The 16,406-nt window shown below is 69.6% G+C and carries 14 protein-coding genes and 1 pseudogene; 5 read left to right on the forward strand and 10 right to left on the reverse strand.

All coding sequences use genetic code 11. The features are described 5' to 3' along the window. Positions 1-132: 132 nt before the first annotated feature. Positions 133-1,599 (reverse strand): DUF1254 domain-containing protein, encoded by a 1,467-nt coding sequence (locus tag ACIF83_RS07610; RefSeq protein WP_399724347.1) that lies wholly within the window; start codon positions 1,597-1,599, stop codon positions 133-135. A 307-nt stretch (positions 1,600-1,906) separates the two neighbouring features. On the opposite strand from ACIF83_RS07610, the gene ACIF83_RS07615 reads away from it, so the two are divergent. Beyond that, a complete protein-coding gene (locus ACIF83_RS07615; RefSeq protein ID WP_399724350.1) occupies positions 1,907-2,551 on the forward strand; it encodes a hypothetical protein in 645 nt (214 codons plus the stop codon). Positions 2,552-2,777: 226 nt separating this feature from the next. Further along, positions 2,778-3,356, forward strand: a complete 579-nt coding sequence (locus ACIF83_RS07620; protein WP_393470869.1) for a fasciclin domain-containing protein — start codon at positions 2,778-2,780, stop codon at positions 3,354-3,356. Position 3,357: 1 nt separating this feature from the next. Here ACIF83_RS07620 and ACIF83_RS07625 read toward each other — a convergent pair whose 3' ends face one another. Continuing rightward, on the reverse strand, positions 3,358-4,671 hold the full coding sequence (locus tag ACIF83_RS07625; RefSeq protein WP_399724353.1) for a cation:proton antiporter: 1,314 nt from the start codon (positions 4,669-4,671) through the stop codon (positions 3,358-3,360). A gap of 1,035 nt (positions 4,672-5,706) precedes the next feature. Here ACIF83_RS07625 and ACIF83_RS07630 point away from each other — a divergent pair. The 3 genes and pseudogenes from ACIF83_RS07630 to ACIF83_RS07640 form a co-directional block, all read left to right on the forward strand. After that, positions 5,707-8,487: a SpoIIE family protein phosphatase gene (locus tag ACIF83_RS07630; RefSeq protein ID WP_399724355.1), complete on the forward strand. Its 2,781-nt coding sequence runs from the start codon at positions 5,707-5,709 to the stop codon at positions 8,485-8,487. Between the two features lie 301 nt (positions 8,488-8,788). Then, positions 8,789-9,928: an ABC transporter substrate-binding protein gene (locus tag ACIF83_RS07635; protein WP_393471324.1), complete on the forward strand. Its 1,140-nt coding sequence runs from the start codon at positions 8,789-8,791 to the stop codon at positions 9,926-9,928. Between the two features lie 148 nt (positions 9,929-10,076). Beyond that, positions 10,077-10,316, forward strand: a pseudogene (locus ACIF83_RS07640) (UTRA domain-containing protein); the annotation flags it as partial. Between the two features lie 8 nt (positions 10,317-10,324). Here ACIF83_RS07640 and ACIF83_RS07645 read toward each other — a convergent pair. The 8 genes from ACIF83_RS07645 to ACIF83_RS07680 are packed head-to-tail and all read right to left on the reverse strand — an operon-like array spanning position 10,325 to position 16,406. Beyond that, positions 10,325-10,798, reverse strand: coding sequence for an HIT family protein (locus tag ACIF83_RS07645; RefSeq protein WP_393470861.1), 474 nt, complete (start codon positions 10,796-10,798; stop codon positions 10,325-10,327). Position 10,799: 1 nt separating this feature from the next. Further along, complete coding sequence (locus tag ACIF83_RS07650) at positions 10,800-11,504, reverse strand: copper homeostasis protein CutC (RefSeq protein ID WP_399724357.1); 705 nt, start codon at positions 11,502-11,504, stop codon at positions 10,800-10,802. 3 nt (positions 11,505-11,507) lie between these two features. Next, complete coding sequence (locus ACIF83_RS07655; RefSeq protein WP_399724359.1) at positions 11,508-12,176, reverse strand: HAD family hydrolase; 669 nt, start codon at positions 12,174-12,176, stop codon at positions 11,508-11,510. 37 nt (positions 12,177-12,213) lie between these two features. Beyond that, entirely contained in the window at positions 12,214-13,314 is a 1,101-nt protein-coding gene (locus ACIF83_RS07660; RefSeq protein ID WP_399724361.1) for a glycosyltransferase family 4 protein, read from the reverse strand. Beyond that, positions 13,311-13,838 (reverse strand): dCTP deaminase domain-containing protein, encoded by a 528-nt coding sequence (locus ACIF83_RS07665; protein WP_393470849.1) that lies wholly within the window; start codon positions 13,836-13,838, stop codon positions 13,311-13,313. The genes ACIF83_RS07660 and ACIF83_RS07665 overlap by 4 nt, the downstream gene beginning before the upstream one ends. Continuing rightward, a complete protein-coding gene (gene dcd / locus ACIF83_RS07670; RefSeq protein ID WP_393470846.1) occupies positions 13,835-14,365 on the reverse strand; it encodes a dCTP deaminase in 531 nt (176 codons plus the stop codon). The genes ACIF83_RS07665 and dcd overlap by 4 nt, the downstream gene beginning before the upstream one ends. Then, complete coding sequence (locus ACIF83_RS07675) at positions 14,362-15,339, reverse strand: diiron oxygenase (protein WP_399724364.1); 978 nt, start codon at positions 15,337-15,339, stop codon at positions 14,362-14,364. The genes dcd and ACIF83_RS07675 overlap by 4 nt, the downstream gene beginning before the upstream one ends. A gap of 29 nt (positions 15,340-15,368) precedes the next feature. Beyond that, on the reverse strand, positions 15,369-16,406 hold the full coding sequence (locus ACIF83_RS07680) for a methyltransferase (RefSeq protein ID WP_399725181.1): 1,038 nt from the start codon (positions 16,404-16,406) through the stop codon (positions 15,369-15,371).

The following is a 16,406-nucleotide window of genomic DNA, read 5'->3' on the forward strand; positions in this document are numbered from 1 at the left end:
CGACTCACCACGAAGCCGAGACGTCCGCGTCGTCGCCCGCCCGAATCACCCCGCAGCCCTTGATCAACACCGTGGTGCGGGGGTGGCACCACAGGAGGCGAGGTCATCTACCGGCGGTTTTGCCCACCCTCGTCAGTATTTACGCGTCAGAGGAGGACACTCCCAGGTCGCGTCGATCACCTCCGGGCGGGGCCGGTACATGCGAAGGGCCACGAACCAGGTGCCTTCCTTCGCGGTGGGCAGCCAGTTGGCTTTCCTGCCCTGATCAGGCGGCTCACTCTGCAGGTGGATGGTCAGTCCGCCGTCGGCGTCCCACTGCAGGCCGGTGCTGCGGTCGCCCACCGCGTAGCGATCGGCCGGGTTGGGGATGAGATTCATGTCCTCCCCGTAGGCGGTCAGCGACCAGAAGGCGTCGACCGGTGGCAGTGCGTCGCTGGGAAAGTGCAGTTCGTACCGGCCTTCGGAGGCCAGCTTTTTGCCGTCTGCGTCGTCGAAGTTGAGCAAGTAGACCGCTTCGGCAGGGTCGTTGGCGGCAACGCCGAGCAACGACTGGTCGGCGGCGCGTTTGAGGAAGTCGTCGCCGAAGCGTCCCATCTGCGCGGGCGGGTAGCGCCAGCCGTGGACGAGGTGGGCCCAGTCGCCGCTGAGAATCTGCTGTTTGAGCAGGGGCGCGCCGACGGCGGCCGCCCGGATCAGGCTTCGTTTGACCGCGTCGGGCTGAGCCTCGACGTCGAGGCCGGGGCCTATCCCGATCTGGGCGAACTGCTGGAGCAGGACGTGGTGATGGGACGGAGGGGGGTTTTCGGCCAGCATCGCGTTCAGGGTCTTCCACGGTCCCAGGGGATCCTCCTCCGCCGGAATCGGCGTCAGGACGTCACGGCTTTCGGGGACCTTCGCGTCCGGCTTGCCGAACAGGCTGAGCGGGGTGAGCCGGTACTGCTCCTGGAGTTCCCGGACGCGTGGCACGTCGTCCGGGCCGCTGACAAGCGTGCGGCCGAGGACGAGAACCCAGGGACTGGGGGCCTTCTTCAGGCGTCGTACCTCGGTGGGAAGTTTTCCCTGCCATTGCGGGCCGACGAGGGCGAAGCTGCCCGCACCGGAGCCGGTGGTGCGCTGACCGACGTAGTCGAAGTTGTCGGATGTGATGCCCACCAGTTCGAAGGTGAAGTATCGATCGCCCATGTCCGGATGGGAGAGGATGACCGGCTCGCTGCCGAGGTTCACCCAGGCCGCCGAATACAGGGTGTCATTATTGGGGCACCCGCCGTCGCGGTAGGTCGCGTCCAGCAACCGCTCGGCGTGCCAGAAATGGTTGACGGGCGCGTACGGAACGGTCGAGGGGTTCCGCGGCTGCGTCACCCAGTCGTGCCTCAGCCGGGCGTTGTAGATGTACGGAAACCCGTAGACGAAGGCCTGCTCACCGAGCGTGTAGGCGTACTCACCACGCCAGTCGTCCATGCGTCCGGTCAGGATCGGCTTCACCGCCTGCCCCAGCGCCGGCATGATGTCCGGCAGATGGCGCGCGCGATCGATCGTGGACTTCGGGTGAAGGGCTGCACGCCCGGCGGCCCGTGCCACCGTGACGGCTGCGCCGGCCACGTTCTCGGGGATCCGCCGCCAGGCAGGGCTCTGTGATGGTGCGGACATATCGACACCTCTTCGCTCAACAGCATCGAGGGCAAGGTCTCCGGACCCCGGCCGCGTAGCCCCCCAGCGACCATCCTCCCCCGCGTTGCCGGTCGACGCAGCCGGAGAGGCGCCGACCGCCTCACCATGGCAGTCACGGGAAACGACGGCTGCCTCCCGCTGTGCGGGGCGAAAAAGGCACTCGTACGCCGAACGGCGAAGCCCGTGCAAGAGCGGGCGTTTGGAGTCAGTGACCAGGAAGTCGGAAAATCTCCTCGGCGTGCCTCACGCCGAGATCATCGTCTTCACCAAAGATGCCGACGGTCCTGGAGCGACGGGGGTTGTCTACAACACCCTCGGCCTGCCGGTCGACTTCACCGACGAGCAATTCCGCGCCCTGAATCCCGCCGCCCTGGCAGCGGAGTTCCACGGAGACGCCGTGTGGATGAACGGGCCGCGCCGCGCGCTCATGGACGCCGCTACCGCGGAGCTCCGCGACGCCGGACGAGTCACCTCCGTAGAGGGCATCGCCATGCACACCGTGGCCGACATCCATGTCCCCGACCTGCAGATGTTCCTCAGCGCCAAGCGGCCGCCCTACACACAGTTCACCGTGGGGCGCACCACTCAGTGGCTCTTCCGGAAGGGCAGCGAGATCCACGAACTCGTCTCCCCCGAGGGACACCAGTACGTCATGCAAAGCCTCTCCCGGCACGTCGACCCGGACCTGAACGTGGAGCAACTGCCCACGCTCGGGGAACGCCTGCAGCTTCCTGAAGGCTGGCAGTACCACGTCCGCACGTTTGAGGAGCCGCCCAGGCCGGCGCCCCACTCCTCCCACCACTGGACGCCGGCAGGAGCGTCTCGCTCCTGCCGTGCCAGGCCGACCACTGGCCGCCTGCGTCAATTCGGCGAGCCCGGGTAGGCCGATGTCCTGCCGGGCGGGGCGTTCACCGCGTCCGGACTTCGAAACGTCCGGACTTCGAAATGCAGTCACCCGCATCTGCTGGATACGCTCGCTGAGTGGCCGGGTGATGAGGGCCCAAGGCCGCGGTGCAGCAGCCACCCCACCCCACCCCGCCCGGCGGAAACGAAGACTTCCGCAGTCCAAACCTCTGCAGTGTTCATGCCTCCACGGGAGGAAGGTTGCGATGAGGTTCACCCGCATGCGTACAGCAAAGGCCACCGCGGCAGCTCTGGTCACCATCCCGTTCGTGCTCGGAGGTCCGGCATCGCAGAGCCACGCACAGGATGCGTCTCCCAGCCCGTCGGGGACGTTCGGTCCCGGCTGTTCGGCGCTCTCCCAGAAGGCCAGCACGGTCAAGGACAAGGTTGTAGAGGCTGCAGCCGCATATCCACAGCTCAGCCAGCTGGTCTCAGCCACGGTCAGAGCAAAGCTGAGCAGTGCCCTCGACGGGAAGCCCGACATCACCGTCTTCGCTCCCAACGACCAGGCCTTCAAGAGTGTCACCGTGTCGCAGCTCGCCTCACTCCTCACCAATCAGGGGCAGCTGAAGAAGGTGCTGACCTACCACGTCGTGGACCAGCAGATCACCCCGGACGAACTCTCCAACGGCTCCTTCACGACGATGGAAGGCAGCAAACTGACCACGTCGGGCTCGGGCACCGACTTCAAGGTCAACGGCAAGGCGAACATCGTCTGCGGCAACATCAAGGCCGCGAACGCCACCATCTACGTCATTGACACAGTTCTCCAGCCCCCATCCTGACTCATGGCTCTCGTTCCCGACGCGGGGCGCCCCGGGCGGACTCGGGAACGGGAGTGCCCTCGCGCAGCTTCCGGCCCGTGGCCGTGGTCTTCTCGTGCCAGCTGCCGTACCGGTCGGCGAGGGCGACGGCGGAGACACCGTGCAGCAACACGCTCAGGCCGACAGTGACCGCCACCACTCTCGCCAGCAACTCGACTCCCTGGACGTGCTCCTCCTCAAGGAGCAGCAGCCCGAGCACGACGGATGCCAGACCTCGGGGTCCGAACCACCCGATGTAGGCCACCGTGGGAAGACATAGCCCGCTGCCGGCGAGCGCGACAGCCACTGGCAGCATCCGGACGACCGTGAGACTGAGAACCGCGTAGCCGACGATGCCCCAGCTCAGGTTCTCCAGCGTCGGGCCGAGCAGTACGGCTCCGAAGACCAGCAGACTGAGGGAGGCCAGGAGTTCCCCGAGGTGCTCGGTGAAAGCGGCGGTAGGGTCAGGGACGTCCTGCAAAGGGTCGGGGCTCTCCTGCGGCTCGGCGGCCGGGAACCGGCGCAGTACGAAACCGAAGGCGAAGCCGCCGATCCAGGCGGCGATGAAGCCACTGCCGTCCACCACGACCGCCAGTGCGTACGCGGCCGTGGCGACGGCCGGGACGAGGAGCTGCGCCCACTCACGCGAGACCCACCCCCGTGCCTGCGCCGATCGCAACAGCCGGCCGCCGACCGCGCCGACCAGGAAGCCCAGGACCGAGCTGAGCACCAGGGCACGCCAGAAGATGCCCGATTCTCCCTCTTGCGCGGCGGACGTGCCCGGTATGGCGGCCAGGAAGAGCACGAAGAACGGCAGTACCATGCCGTCGTTCAGGCCGCTCTCCACGTTGAGGCCGTGCCGGACGAGTGCGGGGACCCGTGGACTGGACATGGCGGTCTTGCCGAGGGCTGCGTCCGTGGGAGCGAGGACGGCGCCGAGCAAGGCGAGTTCCCAGAGGGTCAGCCCGGGCAGCAGGGGCCATGCCAGCAGCCAGCCTGCCCCGATGCTCATCGGCAGACCGACGCACAGGAGCCGGCCCGGCAGGAAGCCGTCGGTTCGCAGGTCCCGTCTGCGGACGGTCATGGCGTCCGTGAACAGCACCAGGGTGAGGGCCGCTTCGAGCAGTGCGATGACCGGCTCGGCGCCGTGCTTCAGGTCGATGATGTCGAGGGCCACTGGACCGAGGAGAACTCCGCAGCCGACGAACACCATCGCCGACGACACCGGTGACGATGCCAGCCGCCGCGAGCCCAGGGCGTATGCGGCCGCGACGCTCGCCACTGCCAGCCGGCCCATGCTTCGCCGCTCATCGCCGGAGCCTTCCGTCGGCGTCCTTCGCTCAGTAGCGCAGAAGGCAGATCCCCGTATTCCGGGCCTGACAGTCCGCCCGACGCCATCCTCCTGCGGTTGTCCGGCCGGCGCAGCCGGAGAACCATCCGGCGAGGAGCAACTGCCCACACTCGGTCACGTTCCAACGGCTCCGTGCAGTAGCCGCTCGGATCGCTCAGGAGACAGCTTGCCGATTTTGCTGACGCCGCATCAGTGAACAACTGAAGGCCGTTCACGGGTCTGCGCCCTGCCCGACCAGCGAACGGAACCAGGGTATGGATCGGCCCCCATGGGCGCATCAGATCCCCGTCACGTGCCCTTCGGCGCCCTGGTACTGCGGTACCGGTTCCCGTCCGGATTCGGTCCCGCGGTGCCGGGGATGCGCCGAGCACCCCGCTCGTGTACCGGCCGAGGCCGTCCAGCTGGGCCAGGGGCGGGCGGCATCGGCCGGTCCACGCTCCTCGGCCACCGGGCCGGCCTGCTCGACCTCGCCGCACTGCCCGGCCTGCTCGACCTCGCCGCACTGGAGGCCGGAATGCCGCCTCGACCGTCGGCACCACCCCAGCTGGAGCGTACGTGCCGCATCGGCGCCGAGTCGCGGGCGGAGCCCGGTCCGCTCACCGGGGCGGACGTCGACCTCCTCGCGGCGGCTGGACCTGGCGCTGCACACAAGCGCTGTTCGGTGCCGAGGGCATCCATCGAACGGAGCCGGCTCCGTTCGGTGGGCGGGCTCCGATGTCCCGTCACGTGGACACGGACCCCGCCTTCATCGAACCGACCGGACACCGGCGCTCGTGCCGAACGACATCGCCGAGCGAGCTCGAACCGGACATCAGAGGTTGTGCCTGACCTGCGGGAATCCGGCAGGGCTCATGCGCTCGTCGCCGTCCCTGCGTGGACCGGTCCGTCTCGGTCGCTTGGTGGTCAAGCACCCACAAACGATAGAAAGATTACATGAGGGAAGTTTCGGATCAATCAGGACGCGATACGCCTGATGCGTCCATGAGGACTCATCGGCCCGGTCGGCCCCGCCAGGAGAGAGGGGCATGGCGGTCCGGCTCGCTGCTGAGCGTGCACAGCCTCGCAGGCCAGGTGTTCCTGCTCGAGCTGGCGATCGTGGTGCTGCTCGTCGCCGCCGCCCTGGTGGCCCTGGTGGTGCAGGCACGACGCGATGTCATGGCGGACGCCCGCCACCGGACGCTCACCGCGGCGCAGACGTTCGCGAACTCCGCGGGGATCGTACCGGCGCTGAACAGCGCGAACCCGACCGCGGTGCTGGAGCCGCGCGCGGAGGCGGCCCGGAAGGCCGCGGGCGTCGACGCCATCGTCGTGTACGGACTGAACGGGATCACTCTCACCCACAGCGACCCGAACCAGATCGGGAAACACATCATCGGCCCTTACGCGAAGGCGGCGACGGGCAAGCCCTTCACCAGTACCTTCCAGGGGTCCCTGGGACTCTCCGTGATCTCGGCGGTCCCCGTCAGGGGTCCTGACGGCTCGGTCGTCGCCATCGTCGCCGTGCCCGTCACGGTCGAGAAGGTGCAGCACAGGCTGAACACGCAGCTGCCGGTCCTCTTCGGCGGCGCCGCCATGGCCCTTGTCGTCGCCGCAGGCGGGTCGGGCCTGGTGAGCCGACGGTTGCGACGGCAGACCCACGGGCTGGGGCCGACCGAGATGACCCGGATGTACGAGCACCACGACGCGGTGCTGCACGCGGTGCGGGAAGGAGTACTGATCGTCGGCGGTGACGGCCGGCTGCTGCTGGCCAACGACGAGGCACGACGGCTCCTGGACCTGCCGGCGGACACGGAGCGGCGAGACATCACCGATCTGGGGCTGGACGAGGACCTCGCCGGGCTGCTGGCCTCCGATCGCCCCGCCACCGACGAGGTGTACCTGGCGGCCGACCGGCTGCTCGCGGTCAGCAAGCGGCTCACCGCACCTCACGGACCGGGCGGCAGCGTGGTGACGCTCCGGGACACCACCGAGCTGCGGGCCCTCTCCGGCCGGGCGGAGGTGGCGCGCGAACGGTTGAACTGGCTCTACGACGCCGGGCTGCGGATCGGCACCACGCTCGACGTGAAGCGCACAGCCGAGGAACTGGCCGAGGTGGCGGTGCCCCGGTTCGCCGATATCGTCACCGTCGAACTGCTGGACCCGGTCCTGCGCGGCGAGGAGTCCTCCGGTGCTACCGCCGGTATCACCGAGTTGCGCCGCAGCGCCGTCGTCGGTCTGGAGGAGGACGATCTCCTCCACCCCGTCGGCGAGCTGATCCGTTTCGTCCCGGGCCACCCCGTCTCCGCGGCGATGGCCGACGGCAGACCGGTCCTGATCGGGGAACTGAGTGCCTCCGACGGCTGGCGGGACCAGCACCCCGAACGTGCCCGGCGGATCCTCGACCACGGCATCCACTCGATGCTCGTGGTTCCGTTGCGAGCCCGCGGCGTGGTGCTGGGAGCGGTGGACTTCTGGCGCGCGAAGGGCTCCCCGTCGTTCGAGGACGACGACGTGTCCTTCGCCGAGGAGCTGGCCGCCCGGGCGGCTGTGTGCATCGACAACGCCCGCCGCTACACCCGCGAACACGCCATGGCCGTCACCCTGCAGCACAGCCTGCTGCCACGCGCGCTGCCCGAGCAGTCCGCCCTCGACGTGGCCTACCGCTACCTGCCGGCCCAGAGCGGGGTGGGCGGGGACTGGTTCGACGTCATCCCGCTGTCCGGTACCCGGGTGGCACTGGTCGTAGGCGATGTCGTCGGCCACGGTCTGCACGCCGCGGCGACCATGGGCCGGCTGCGCACCGCTGTGCGCAACTTCGCCGGCCTGGACATGCCCGTGGAGGAGTTGCTGGGCCGACTGGACGAGCTGGTGGCGCAGATCGACACCGAGGAGGTCGCCGCGGAGTACGGACAGGGGATGGTCACCGGGGCGACCTGCCAATACGCCGTCTACGACCCCACCTCCGGGCGGCTGGCCGTCGCCACCGCCGGCCATCCGGGACCGGCGGTGGTCCGGCCCGACGGGACCGTCGACTTCCCTCGGCTGCCCGTCTCCCCGCCACTGGGACTCGGAGCCGGCCTGCCCGTCGAGACCGCCGAGCTCACCGTGCCCGAGGGTTCCCGACTGGTGCTTTACACCGACGGACTGATCGAGGACCGCATCCGAGACCTGGACGTCGGTCTGGAGGCCCTGCGCGATGCTCTGACAGGGCCGAACCTCACGCCGGAGGCCACCTGCGCGGCGGTGATGGAGGCCATGCTGTCCGACCGGCCCAGGGATGACATCGCGCTGCTGGTGGCCCGCACGCACCGACTCGGACCAGAGCAGGTCGCCGAGTGGGACGTGCCCCGTGACCCGGCAGCGGTGGCCCCGGTGCGTACCGCCTGCGCCCGCCGACTGGCGGAGTGGGGGCTGGAGCAGGTCGGCTTCACCGCCGAACTCGTCCTCAGCGAGCTGATCACCAACGCCATCCGCTACGGCGCCGAGCCCATCGCCGTCCGGCTGCTGCGCACCGTGCCGATCAGCAGCCCCGGCGCGGGCACCCTGATCTTCGAGGTCTCCGACGGCAGCAGCACCTCGCCCCGGCTGCGCCGGGCGAAAGCCACTGACGAAGGCGGCCGCGGACTCTTCCTGGTCGCCCGGTTCGCCGAACGCTGGGGGACCCGCTACACGCCCACCGGCAAGGTCATCTGGGCCGAACAGTCCCTCCACGGCGGCGCCACGCCGGAGGCGGAAGGACTCGACGAGGTCCTGCTCGGCCAATGGGACGACACGGCACTGTGAGGTGAACGCGTACGTTCCGTCCCTCCACCGTCGCGCACGCCCGGGTGCCCGCACGGGTGCCGCTGCGGCTCGGGGCGTACGGAACCATCGTCCAGCCGGGTAAAGATGCTGATCCGCACGCTTCCGGTCGCCATTCCGCCGTCAAGGCGGCCGGGTACCCTGGCCTCTATGACCACTTCGTCGGCGCAGTGGCCCCATGGAAGCCGGGAGGCACAGCGGAAGGACCGCCGATCCGGGCCCAGTGGTGCTGCCGGCAACCGCCCGAGGTGACCACCTCACACCCCACGCCCGGGGAGCAGTCGTGACCACACCGTGTGCCCGAGCAGCGGCGGTCTTCGGCTGCTTCGCTCTCGTGGCACTGGGCCTGAGCGCCTGCGAGAACACACCGCCCGCCACACTCACGAAGCCGTCAGTGGCCACGTCCGCCGAGAACGTGGGCGGCATGCGCGCACTGATCTCCGCAGCGAAACAGGAGGGTACGCTCAGAGCGATCGCGCTGCCGCGTGACTGGGCCAACTATGGCGGCCTGATCGACGGCTTCGAGAAGAAGTACCGGATCAAGGTCATGGTCGAGGATCCGCTGGGCCACAGCGAGGACGAGATCGACGCCCTGAGGAAGAGCGGGAACCGGCCGACCGCACCCGACGTGATCGACGTGGGCGATACGTTCGCACGGAACGCCGCGGCGCGGAATCTGCTCGCGCCGTACAAGGTAGCCGCCTACGATGCGATTCCCGGCAATCAGAAGGACTCGAAGGCCCGCTGGTACAACAACTACGGGGGCTACATCTCCATCGGCTGCGACGCCAACCGGGTCAAGGTCTGCCCGGCAACCTTCGCCGATCTGCTGAAGCCCGATCACAAGGGCATGGTCGCACTCGAAGGCGACCCGCCCCGGTCTGCGACCGCCTTCGACAGCGTCTACGCTGCCGCGCTGGCGAACGGCGGGTCGTTCGACAACATCCAGCCGGGTCTCGACTTCTTCGCCGAACTCAAGAGGAACGGCAACTTCAACCCCCTCAATTCCAACTCGGCAACGGTCGAGGACGGCCGGACCCCCATCAGCATCAACTGGGACTACATCAACCTCCATTACGCCGACCAGCTCCGCGACAAGGGCGTGAACTGGCAGGTCGCGATCCCCTTCGACGGCAGCTTCGCCCAGTATCTCGCGCTGGCGATCAACAAGAACGCCCCGCACCCGGCGGCTGCCCGGCTGTGGCAGGAGTACCTCTTCAGCCCAGAGGGCCAGAACCTCCGGCTGCGCGCCTTTGCCCGCCCAGTGCTCATGGACGCCATGAGGCGGGACGGCACCCTCGACAAGGCCGCCGCTGCACGACTGCCGACGGTTGAGGGAACACCGCAGTTCCCGACTGACGCGCAACTCGAGAAGGCGAGGGAGACGGTCAACCAGGGCTGGGCGAAGGCCGTCTCCGGCTAGCCGGGACGGTCCCCGTCGCCCATCAGTTGTGCAGCGAACGGACACCGGCAGTGACACCGTCCGGCCTCATGCTGACCATTTGCTACGAAGCCTGGAGCAACTCCCGATCTGTGGAGCGGCTGCTGCCGGCCTGACCGACCACACACCGCCCTGCACGGCGCTCGCGGAGATGTGCGGCATCCGTCCGGCAGAGGCCGAGGAGACCATCGAGACGTCCCTGGCGACCCCGCACGAGGCGGCGCTGCTGCACACCGATGCGGGCCGGCCGATGCTGCTCCTGACGCGCCGCTCGCGCACCGCGGAGGGTGAGCCGGTGGACTGGGTCCGCTCCGTCTGTCGCGGCGCCCAGTGCAAGTTCGTGGCGGCCCTGACGCGGGCGGCCGACTGAGGAACGCACTACCCGAGGTCAGGCGTCACCTCGGACGGGGTGGACTCCGCTCCCGCCGTCCCGAGGATGCGGCGGCGGGTCCTCGCCAGCGCGGCCGGATCGGCGCGGTCCACGTACCAGGGGCGGTGCAGATGGTCGGCGTCCCGCCGGGGGACCAGGTGGACGTGCAGATGGAAGACGTCCTGCCAGCCCGCCGGGCGGTTCGCCTGGAAGAGCGTCATGCCGTCCGGCTCCAGGACGCCGTGGAGCACCCCGGCCATGCGGTGGACCGTACGCATCACCGCCGCCGCGTCGTCCTCGGAGACGGCCCAGATGTCCGCCGCGTGGTGCTTGGGGATGACAAGGGTGTGGCCCTCCATGACCGCGGTGTTGTCGAGGAAGGCGACCGTCCGCTCGTCCTCGAAGAGGATCTCCGAGTGGAGTCGGCCCGCCACGATGTCGCAGAACACGCACTCGGGCGCCGTCGCGGTCTCGGACGGCATGTCAGCCGGCATCCTTCCGGGCGGCGTCGACGAGGTGTCGCCAGCGGTGTACTGCGGCCCGGTCGACCGGGCTGTCCCAGCCCTGGTACCGGACCGCTGTGCCCACGTGGAAGGCATGGACGCCCCGGGCGCGCAGGAGAGGGACGTGCTCCGCCTCCAGCCCTCCGCCCGCCATGACGGCCATGGTGTAGCCCGGCTCCCCGTGGCGGTCCGCTTCCGCCAGCAGAGTGGGCAGGCCGGCCGCGACACCGGTGACGCTGCCCGCGGACAGGACGGTGTCCAGGCCGGGCAGCCCGTCGATGACGCGTCGGACCGCCGTCCGGTCGGCCGCGTGGTCCACGGCCCGGTGGAAGGTCCAACGGCAGCCCGGAATCGAGTCGAGCACGGCGCGGACCGCGGGCAGGTCCAGCGCGCCGTCCGGTGTGAGGAACCCGAGGACGAACTCCTGAGCACCCGCCGCCCGCAGCCCGTCGGCGGTGGCGCGGAGCTTGTCGAGGTCGGCGGCCTGGAAGCCGCCTTTGTCGCGCAGCATGACGCGCAGCGGAACGGTGACCGCCTCCCTCGTGCGGACGAACTCCGTCAGCGAGGGGGCCATTCCGTCGGCTTCCATGTGGGCCGCCAGCTCCAGCCGGTCGGCGCCGCCCTCGACCGCCGCGCGTGCCTCCTCGGCGGAGGTGACGACCACTTCCAGAATCGCCTCGCTCATGGCTCAGGCCTCCGCCCGCGCCGCCGCGGCCACGGAGGGGGTCGGGGGTGGCCAGGTCATTCCGGTGAGGTCGGGGACGATGAGGTCGGCCGCGGCAAGCGCCGCCGCCGACTGGGTGGAGGTGATCGCCACACAGTCGGCGCCGGCGCGCTTGGCCGCCATCACCCCGGCCGGAGCGTCCTCGAACACCACGACGGTGGACGGCTCCACCCCCAGCGCCGCGCAGCAGGCGAGACAACCCTGCGGATCCGGCTTGCCGCGGGTCACGTCGTCGGACGTGATCAGGACGTCGAACAGGTCCAGCGCTGCGATCGCACCGAGTTCGTGGCGGGCGTAGTCCCGGGTGCCCGAGGTGACCAGTCCGAGCGGTACTCCCGACTCGCGCAGTCGGTCCAGGAGTTCCAGGGCACCGGGCACTGCCCTGACGGGGGGCATGTCCGGGAGGGCCGTGTAACCGAGGGCCTCCGCGAAGAGTTCGTCCGCGGTGTGTCCGGGGAACCGGTCGAGGTGGTCGAGCAGCGCCTCTCTTCCGGGCCGTCCGGCGAAGCCCTTGATGGTGGCCTCGTCATGGGGCACACCGTGGTTGCGGAAGAGCCGCGACCACGCTTCGAAGCTGCGGGGCTCCGTGTCGATGAGAGTGCCGTCGAGATCGAACAGCGCGGCGGTGTACATGTCGTGTTCCTTCGGACGTAGGGAGCCGGAGCCGGTCTCACCGCACCTGGGAGGAGAGGGCGGCCAGTTCGCGTGCGGTCCTGGACAGCGGGAAGCCTGCCGCGTTCCGGAATCCGGAGCGACGGAGTTCGTCCAGGGCGCCCGGGTCGTCGCGCAGCCTGGCGAGCTCGGCCAGGGCCCGCTGCGGATCGGCGAGGAGGTCGAGGGGCAGGGCCGAGTCGCCGAGTGCGTCCCGCAGCCCGGGCACCGGCCTGTAGGCCACCGGAAGCCCGCACGCCTGGGCCTCCACGGCCACCAGGCCGAAGGCCTCGAGCTTCGCGGAGGGCACCACCAGCAGATCGTGCTCGGCGAAGGCCGCCCACAGCTCCTTGCGCGGCAGCCAGCCGAGATGGTGCACGGCCGACAGGTCCAGCTCGGCGGAGAGCCGGCGGAACTCGGCCACCGGAGAGGCCATGGAGAGCCGCAGCCCCGGTGCGCCGGAGAGGGCGACGACCAGTTCGGCGGCACCCTTCTCGGTGGTGAGACGGCCGGCGTAGAGCACGCGGAGCTCCGAGTCGTCCCGGCGCCTTCGCGCGGGCGGCTCGGCGAGCAGGGCGTCGGGCACTCCCCAGGGGATGTGGACGATACGGCCGCTCTCGACCGGTGTGAGGCGCCGCAGTTGGTCGGCCATCCCGGCGGTCGGCACCACCAGGGAGCGGGCGGCCGCCACCGCTTCGCGCAGCACCTCGCCCTGGGTCGGGTACTCCGCGGCGAAGAGCAGGTCCGTGCCATGCACCAGTCCGATGGCGGGCTGCTTCGGATAGCCCCGCAGCAGTGCCGGGGTGGCGCCGAAGGCGAGGTGCTGGAGGTGGACGACGTCCTGCTCGTGGTGGGGGAAGCGCGCGGTGACCGCGTCCGTCAGCCGGTCGACGTAGTCCCAGAAGCCCTCGCCGCTCAGCTGTTTGCCCGGTACGTCCAGCAGGGCGGGAGGCGCGGTGCCGGTCTCGGCGACCGGCTGCGGACCGTCCGGGACGAGCATGAACGCGTCGGCCGCCAACGGCCCGGAAGGGTCCAGATACAGGTCCTTGAGCAACTCGACGCTGCCACCCGGACTGCCCCACGGCAGGTCGAGCCCCGTCAGCACACGCACCGCGCTCACCGCAGCTCCTCGTACAGACGCGATATGTCGATGCCGCTGGTCCGCGTGTACTTGCGGCCCAGGTTCTGGTAGCTGGACACCTCGCCCGCGGCGACCAGGAAGACGATCTTCCCGAAGGGCATGAGCGGGTAGACCCGGACGGGACGGGCCACCCGGATCTCCAGGGTCCAGCGGATCGCGTGGCCCACGTGTCCGAGCGGGGCGGACACATGCACCCAGATGCCCAGCGCGCCGAGGCTGCGGTCGCCGTTGATCATCTGGGCGTAGCGCTCGGAGTGGGTGCGCTCGTGCGTGACGCCGAGGTAGAGCTGTCCCGGCCGCAGCACCATGCCCTCGGGCGGGATGACGTGCTCGGTGACGCGGGTCGCGGCCGCGGCGTCCAGCTCGTCGCCCTCGCAGACCCGGATGCGGTCCCCGAGGCGCCAGTCGTAGGCGTTCGGTGAGATCCGGTCGGCGTCGAAGGGCTCGATCACGATGTCACCGCGCTCGACGGCGGCGGCGATGGCTTCACGGGTGAGGATCATGTCGTGGGCACCGCCAGGTCCTTCCAGTAGCGGGACTCCTGCGGGCCCGCCGATGCCTGGTACTTGCCCTGGTAGAGGTCGACCTCGCCGAGCGACACGAAGAACATGATCTGGCCGATCTTCATCCCGGGATAGACCCTCAGCGGCCGGACCGGGGACAGCATCAGCGTCCACTGGCCGTGGAAGCCGATGTCGCCGATGGGCGCCGTGATCTCCACGAACAGCCCGAGGCGCCCGACCGAGGACCGCCCGAAGAGCAGCGGTACGTAGAGGTCGGAGCCGACCTGTTCCACGGTGTGTCCGAGGTAGAGCTGGTCGGGCTGGAGGACGTAACCGTCCTCCCCGATGGTGATCTCGCGGGTGGCGTTGGGGTGGTAGGGGTCGATGACGTCATCGGTGTACGTCAGCAGCCTGTCTCCCAGGCAGACGTTGTAGCTGTTGGGGTTCACCTGGTCCGGGTTGAACGGGGTGATGACGATGCGTCCGTCGTGCGCGGCCTCGGTGATCTCGGGACCGGTGAGGATCATGCGGTCCTCCCCGTGACGCCGGCCTCCGCGGGCCCCGCGAAATCGAAGTCCACCCGGTCCTCGACGCCGAGTTCCCGCAGCATGCGCAGGATTCCGGAGAAGTCGGTGACGAGCAGATCCGCGTGCGGACCGCCGCGGGAGTCCTCGATGATGTCCCGGGCCTTCGGGATGCCGACGAACTCGAGGACCTTCAGCCACCAGTCGAAGTCCTCGGCGCAGAACGCCGTGATGCCGGCGGGCAGGGACGCCACGAAGAAGTCCTGCTGCCGCTTGCTCAGGTTGACGAAGACATCCTTCATCACCTCGACCATGACCGGGCCGTGGGCCGACTCGTCGCGGGCGTGCAACCGGGCGATGGTCGCGTGCATCGGCTGCACGGTCGCGTCACGGGCCATCAGGTCGAGGAAGGCGTTGACGCTGACCTCGCCGACCGTGGTCCACAGCAGGTGGAGCAGGTCCGCTTCCCAGCGCTCGCCCGCCGCCTCCTGCGCCTCGTACAGCAGGCGGTTGGTCACCGGGGGGCCGCAGTCGGGTTCGGCGGTGATGCCTCTGGCCTCCCGGGTGCGCTGCATGCCCAGCATGTGCATGTACGTGTGCCACACCTCGTCGATGTGGGATTGCCGCACGATCTCCTTGACCTCGAAGCGGTCCACGCCGGGGTAGACGGCGTGACCGAGCTTCTCGAAGGTGGGGTTGACGACGAACTCCTCGGCTGCCACGACACGTTCGTTGTAGGCGATCCAGCCCAGGGTGTTCACCGTGCGCCGCTTGTCCTCCGGCGCGCCCTGGAAGTCGGGATGTTCACCGAAGGGCATCAGGGTGACCGGGTAGTCGAGCAGTTCGGGGGCGTACTCCTGCGCTCCGGTGACCTTCTCCATGTCGGTGCGGACCGTGGCCCGCCTGGGCCAGGCCGCCGCGAGCCGTCGCAGCGTACCGGGACCGATTTGGCCGGTGGCTTCCTCGATGGTTCCCAACTCTCGCGTTCCTCCGTGTTCTTGGCGCGTCACTGGGCCGGTCCGGCGGCGGTGCGGGCCTCGATGACCCGGTAGCCGCTGAAGCCGAGCGGTGCGCCGATGCCGGTCAGCTCCAGACCCGCGGCCCGGAGGAGTTCGGTGAACTCCTCATCGGTGCGCTCCCGGCCGTGGGTCAGCACCATCAGGTTCAGGTCACTGACGGTGAGGAAGGGGTCGGTCGTGGCGTCCACGACGGGTGGTGCGACGACCTCGACGATCAGCACCCTGGCCGTGTCCGACATGACCCGGCGGCAGTTGCCGAGAAGCGTCACGCACCGCTCGTCCTCCCAGTCGTGCAGGACACTCTTGATCACATAGCGGTCGCCGCCGTCGGGCACGGAGGCGAAGAAGTCCTCGGCCACGATGTCGCAGCGGTCCGCGACCCCGGCGGCGGTGAGCGTGTCCGGGGCGCCGGCCACGCCCACCGGGGTGTCGACCAGGATGCCGCGCAGGTGCGGATGGTGTCCGAGGATGCCGGCGAGCAATGCGCCGTTGCCACCACCGAGGTCCACGACCGTCCGGACGTCCCCGAAGTCGTACGACCGTGCCAGCGCCTGGGCTTCGGCGCCGCCGCTGACCGCCATCGCGGCGTGGAACTCCGCACCCAGCTCGGGATCGGCCGCGAAGAGGTCGAACACCGAGCCTCCGGTGACCGTCTCCACGGACGGCTGTCCGGTGCGCACGCAGTCCGTCAGCCTGCCCCAGGATGCCCACATGGTCTCGTGGAAGTACGGCATCAGCATCGGGCGGACGGAGCCTGGCACGTCCGAGCGGAGCGGTTCGCCCGCCGGAGCCAGCCGGAATCCGTCGTCGTGCTCCTCCAGCACACCGATCGAGGCCAGGCCGCGCAGCAGCCGGCGGAGCGCGGGGGCATGGGTCGCGGTCCGCTCCGCCAGCTCTCCGGCGGTCAGGGTCCGGCCCGCGATCAGGTCGGGGATCCGCAGCCGGACGGCGGCATGGATCATCTGCGCGGGGATGAAACCGAAGGCGAGGCGGTAGAGGTTGGCTGCCGCCATCGGGTCGATCAT

This window comes from Streptomyces sp. NPDC085866 (assembly GCF_044541035.1).
Lineage (GTDB): Bacteria > Actinomycetota > Actinomycetes > Streptomycetales > Streptomycetaceae > Streptomyces.

What these genes read in the sequence shown, in the direction of transcription:
- ACIF83_RS07620 (WP_393470869.1), top strand. Translation starts at nt 2,778, where the DNA reads ATGAGGTTCACCCGCATGCGTACAGCAAAGGCCACCGCGGCAGCTCTG.
- ACIF83_RS07625 (WP_399724353.1), bottom strand. Translation starts at nt 4,671, where the DNA reads ATGGGCCGGCTGGCAGTGGCGAGCGTCGCGGCCGCATACGCCCTGGGC.
- ACIF83_RS07630 (WP_399724355.1), top strand. Translation starts at nt 5,707, where the DNA reads ATGAGGACTCATCGGCCCGGTCGGCCCCGCCAGGAGAGAGGGGCATGG.
- ACIF83_RS07645 (WP_393470861.1), bottom strand. Translation starts at nt 10,798, where the DNA reads ATGCCGTCCGAGACCGCGACGGCGCCCGAGTGCGTGTTCTGCGACATC.
- ACIF83_RS07650 (WP_399724357.1), bottom strand. Translation starts at nt 11,504, where the DNA reads ATGAGCGAGGCGATTCTGGAAGTGGTCGTCACCTCCGCCGAGGAGGCA.
- ACIF83_RS07655 (WP_399724359.1), bottom strand. Translation starts at nt 12,176, where the DNA reads ATGTACACCGCCGCGCTGTTCGATCTCGACGGCACTCTCATCGACACG.
- ACIF83_RS07665 (WP_393470849.1), bottom strand. Translation starts at nt 13,838, where the DNA reads ATGATCCTCACCCGTGAAGCCATCGCCGCCGCCGTCGAGCGCGGTGAC.
- dcd (WP_393470846.1), bottom strand. Translation starts at nt 14,365, where the DNA reads ATGATCCTCACCGGTCCCGAGATCACCGAGGCCGCGCACGACGGACGC.
- ACIF83_RS07680 (WP_399725181.1), bottom strand. Translation starts at nt 16,406, where the DNA reads ATGATCGACCCGATGGCGGCAGCCAACCTCTACCGCCTCGCCTTCGGT.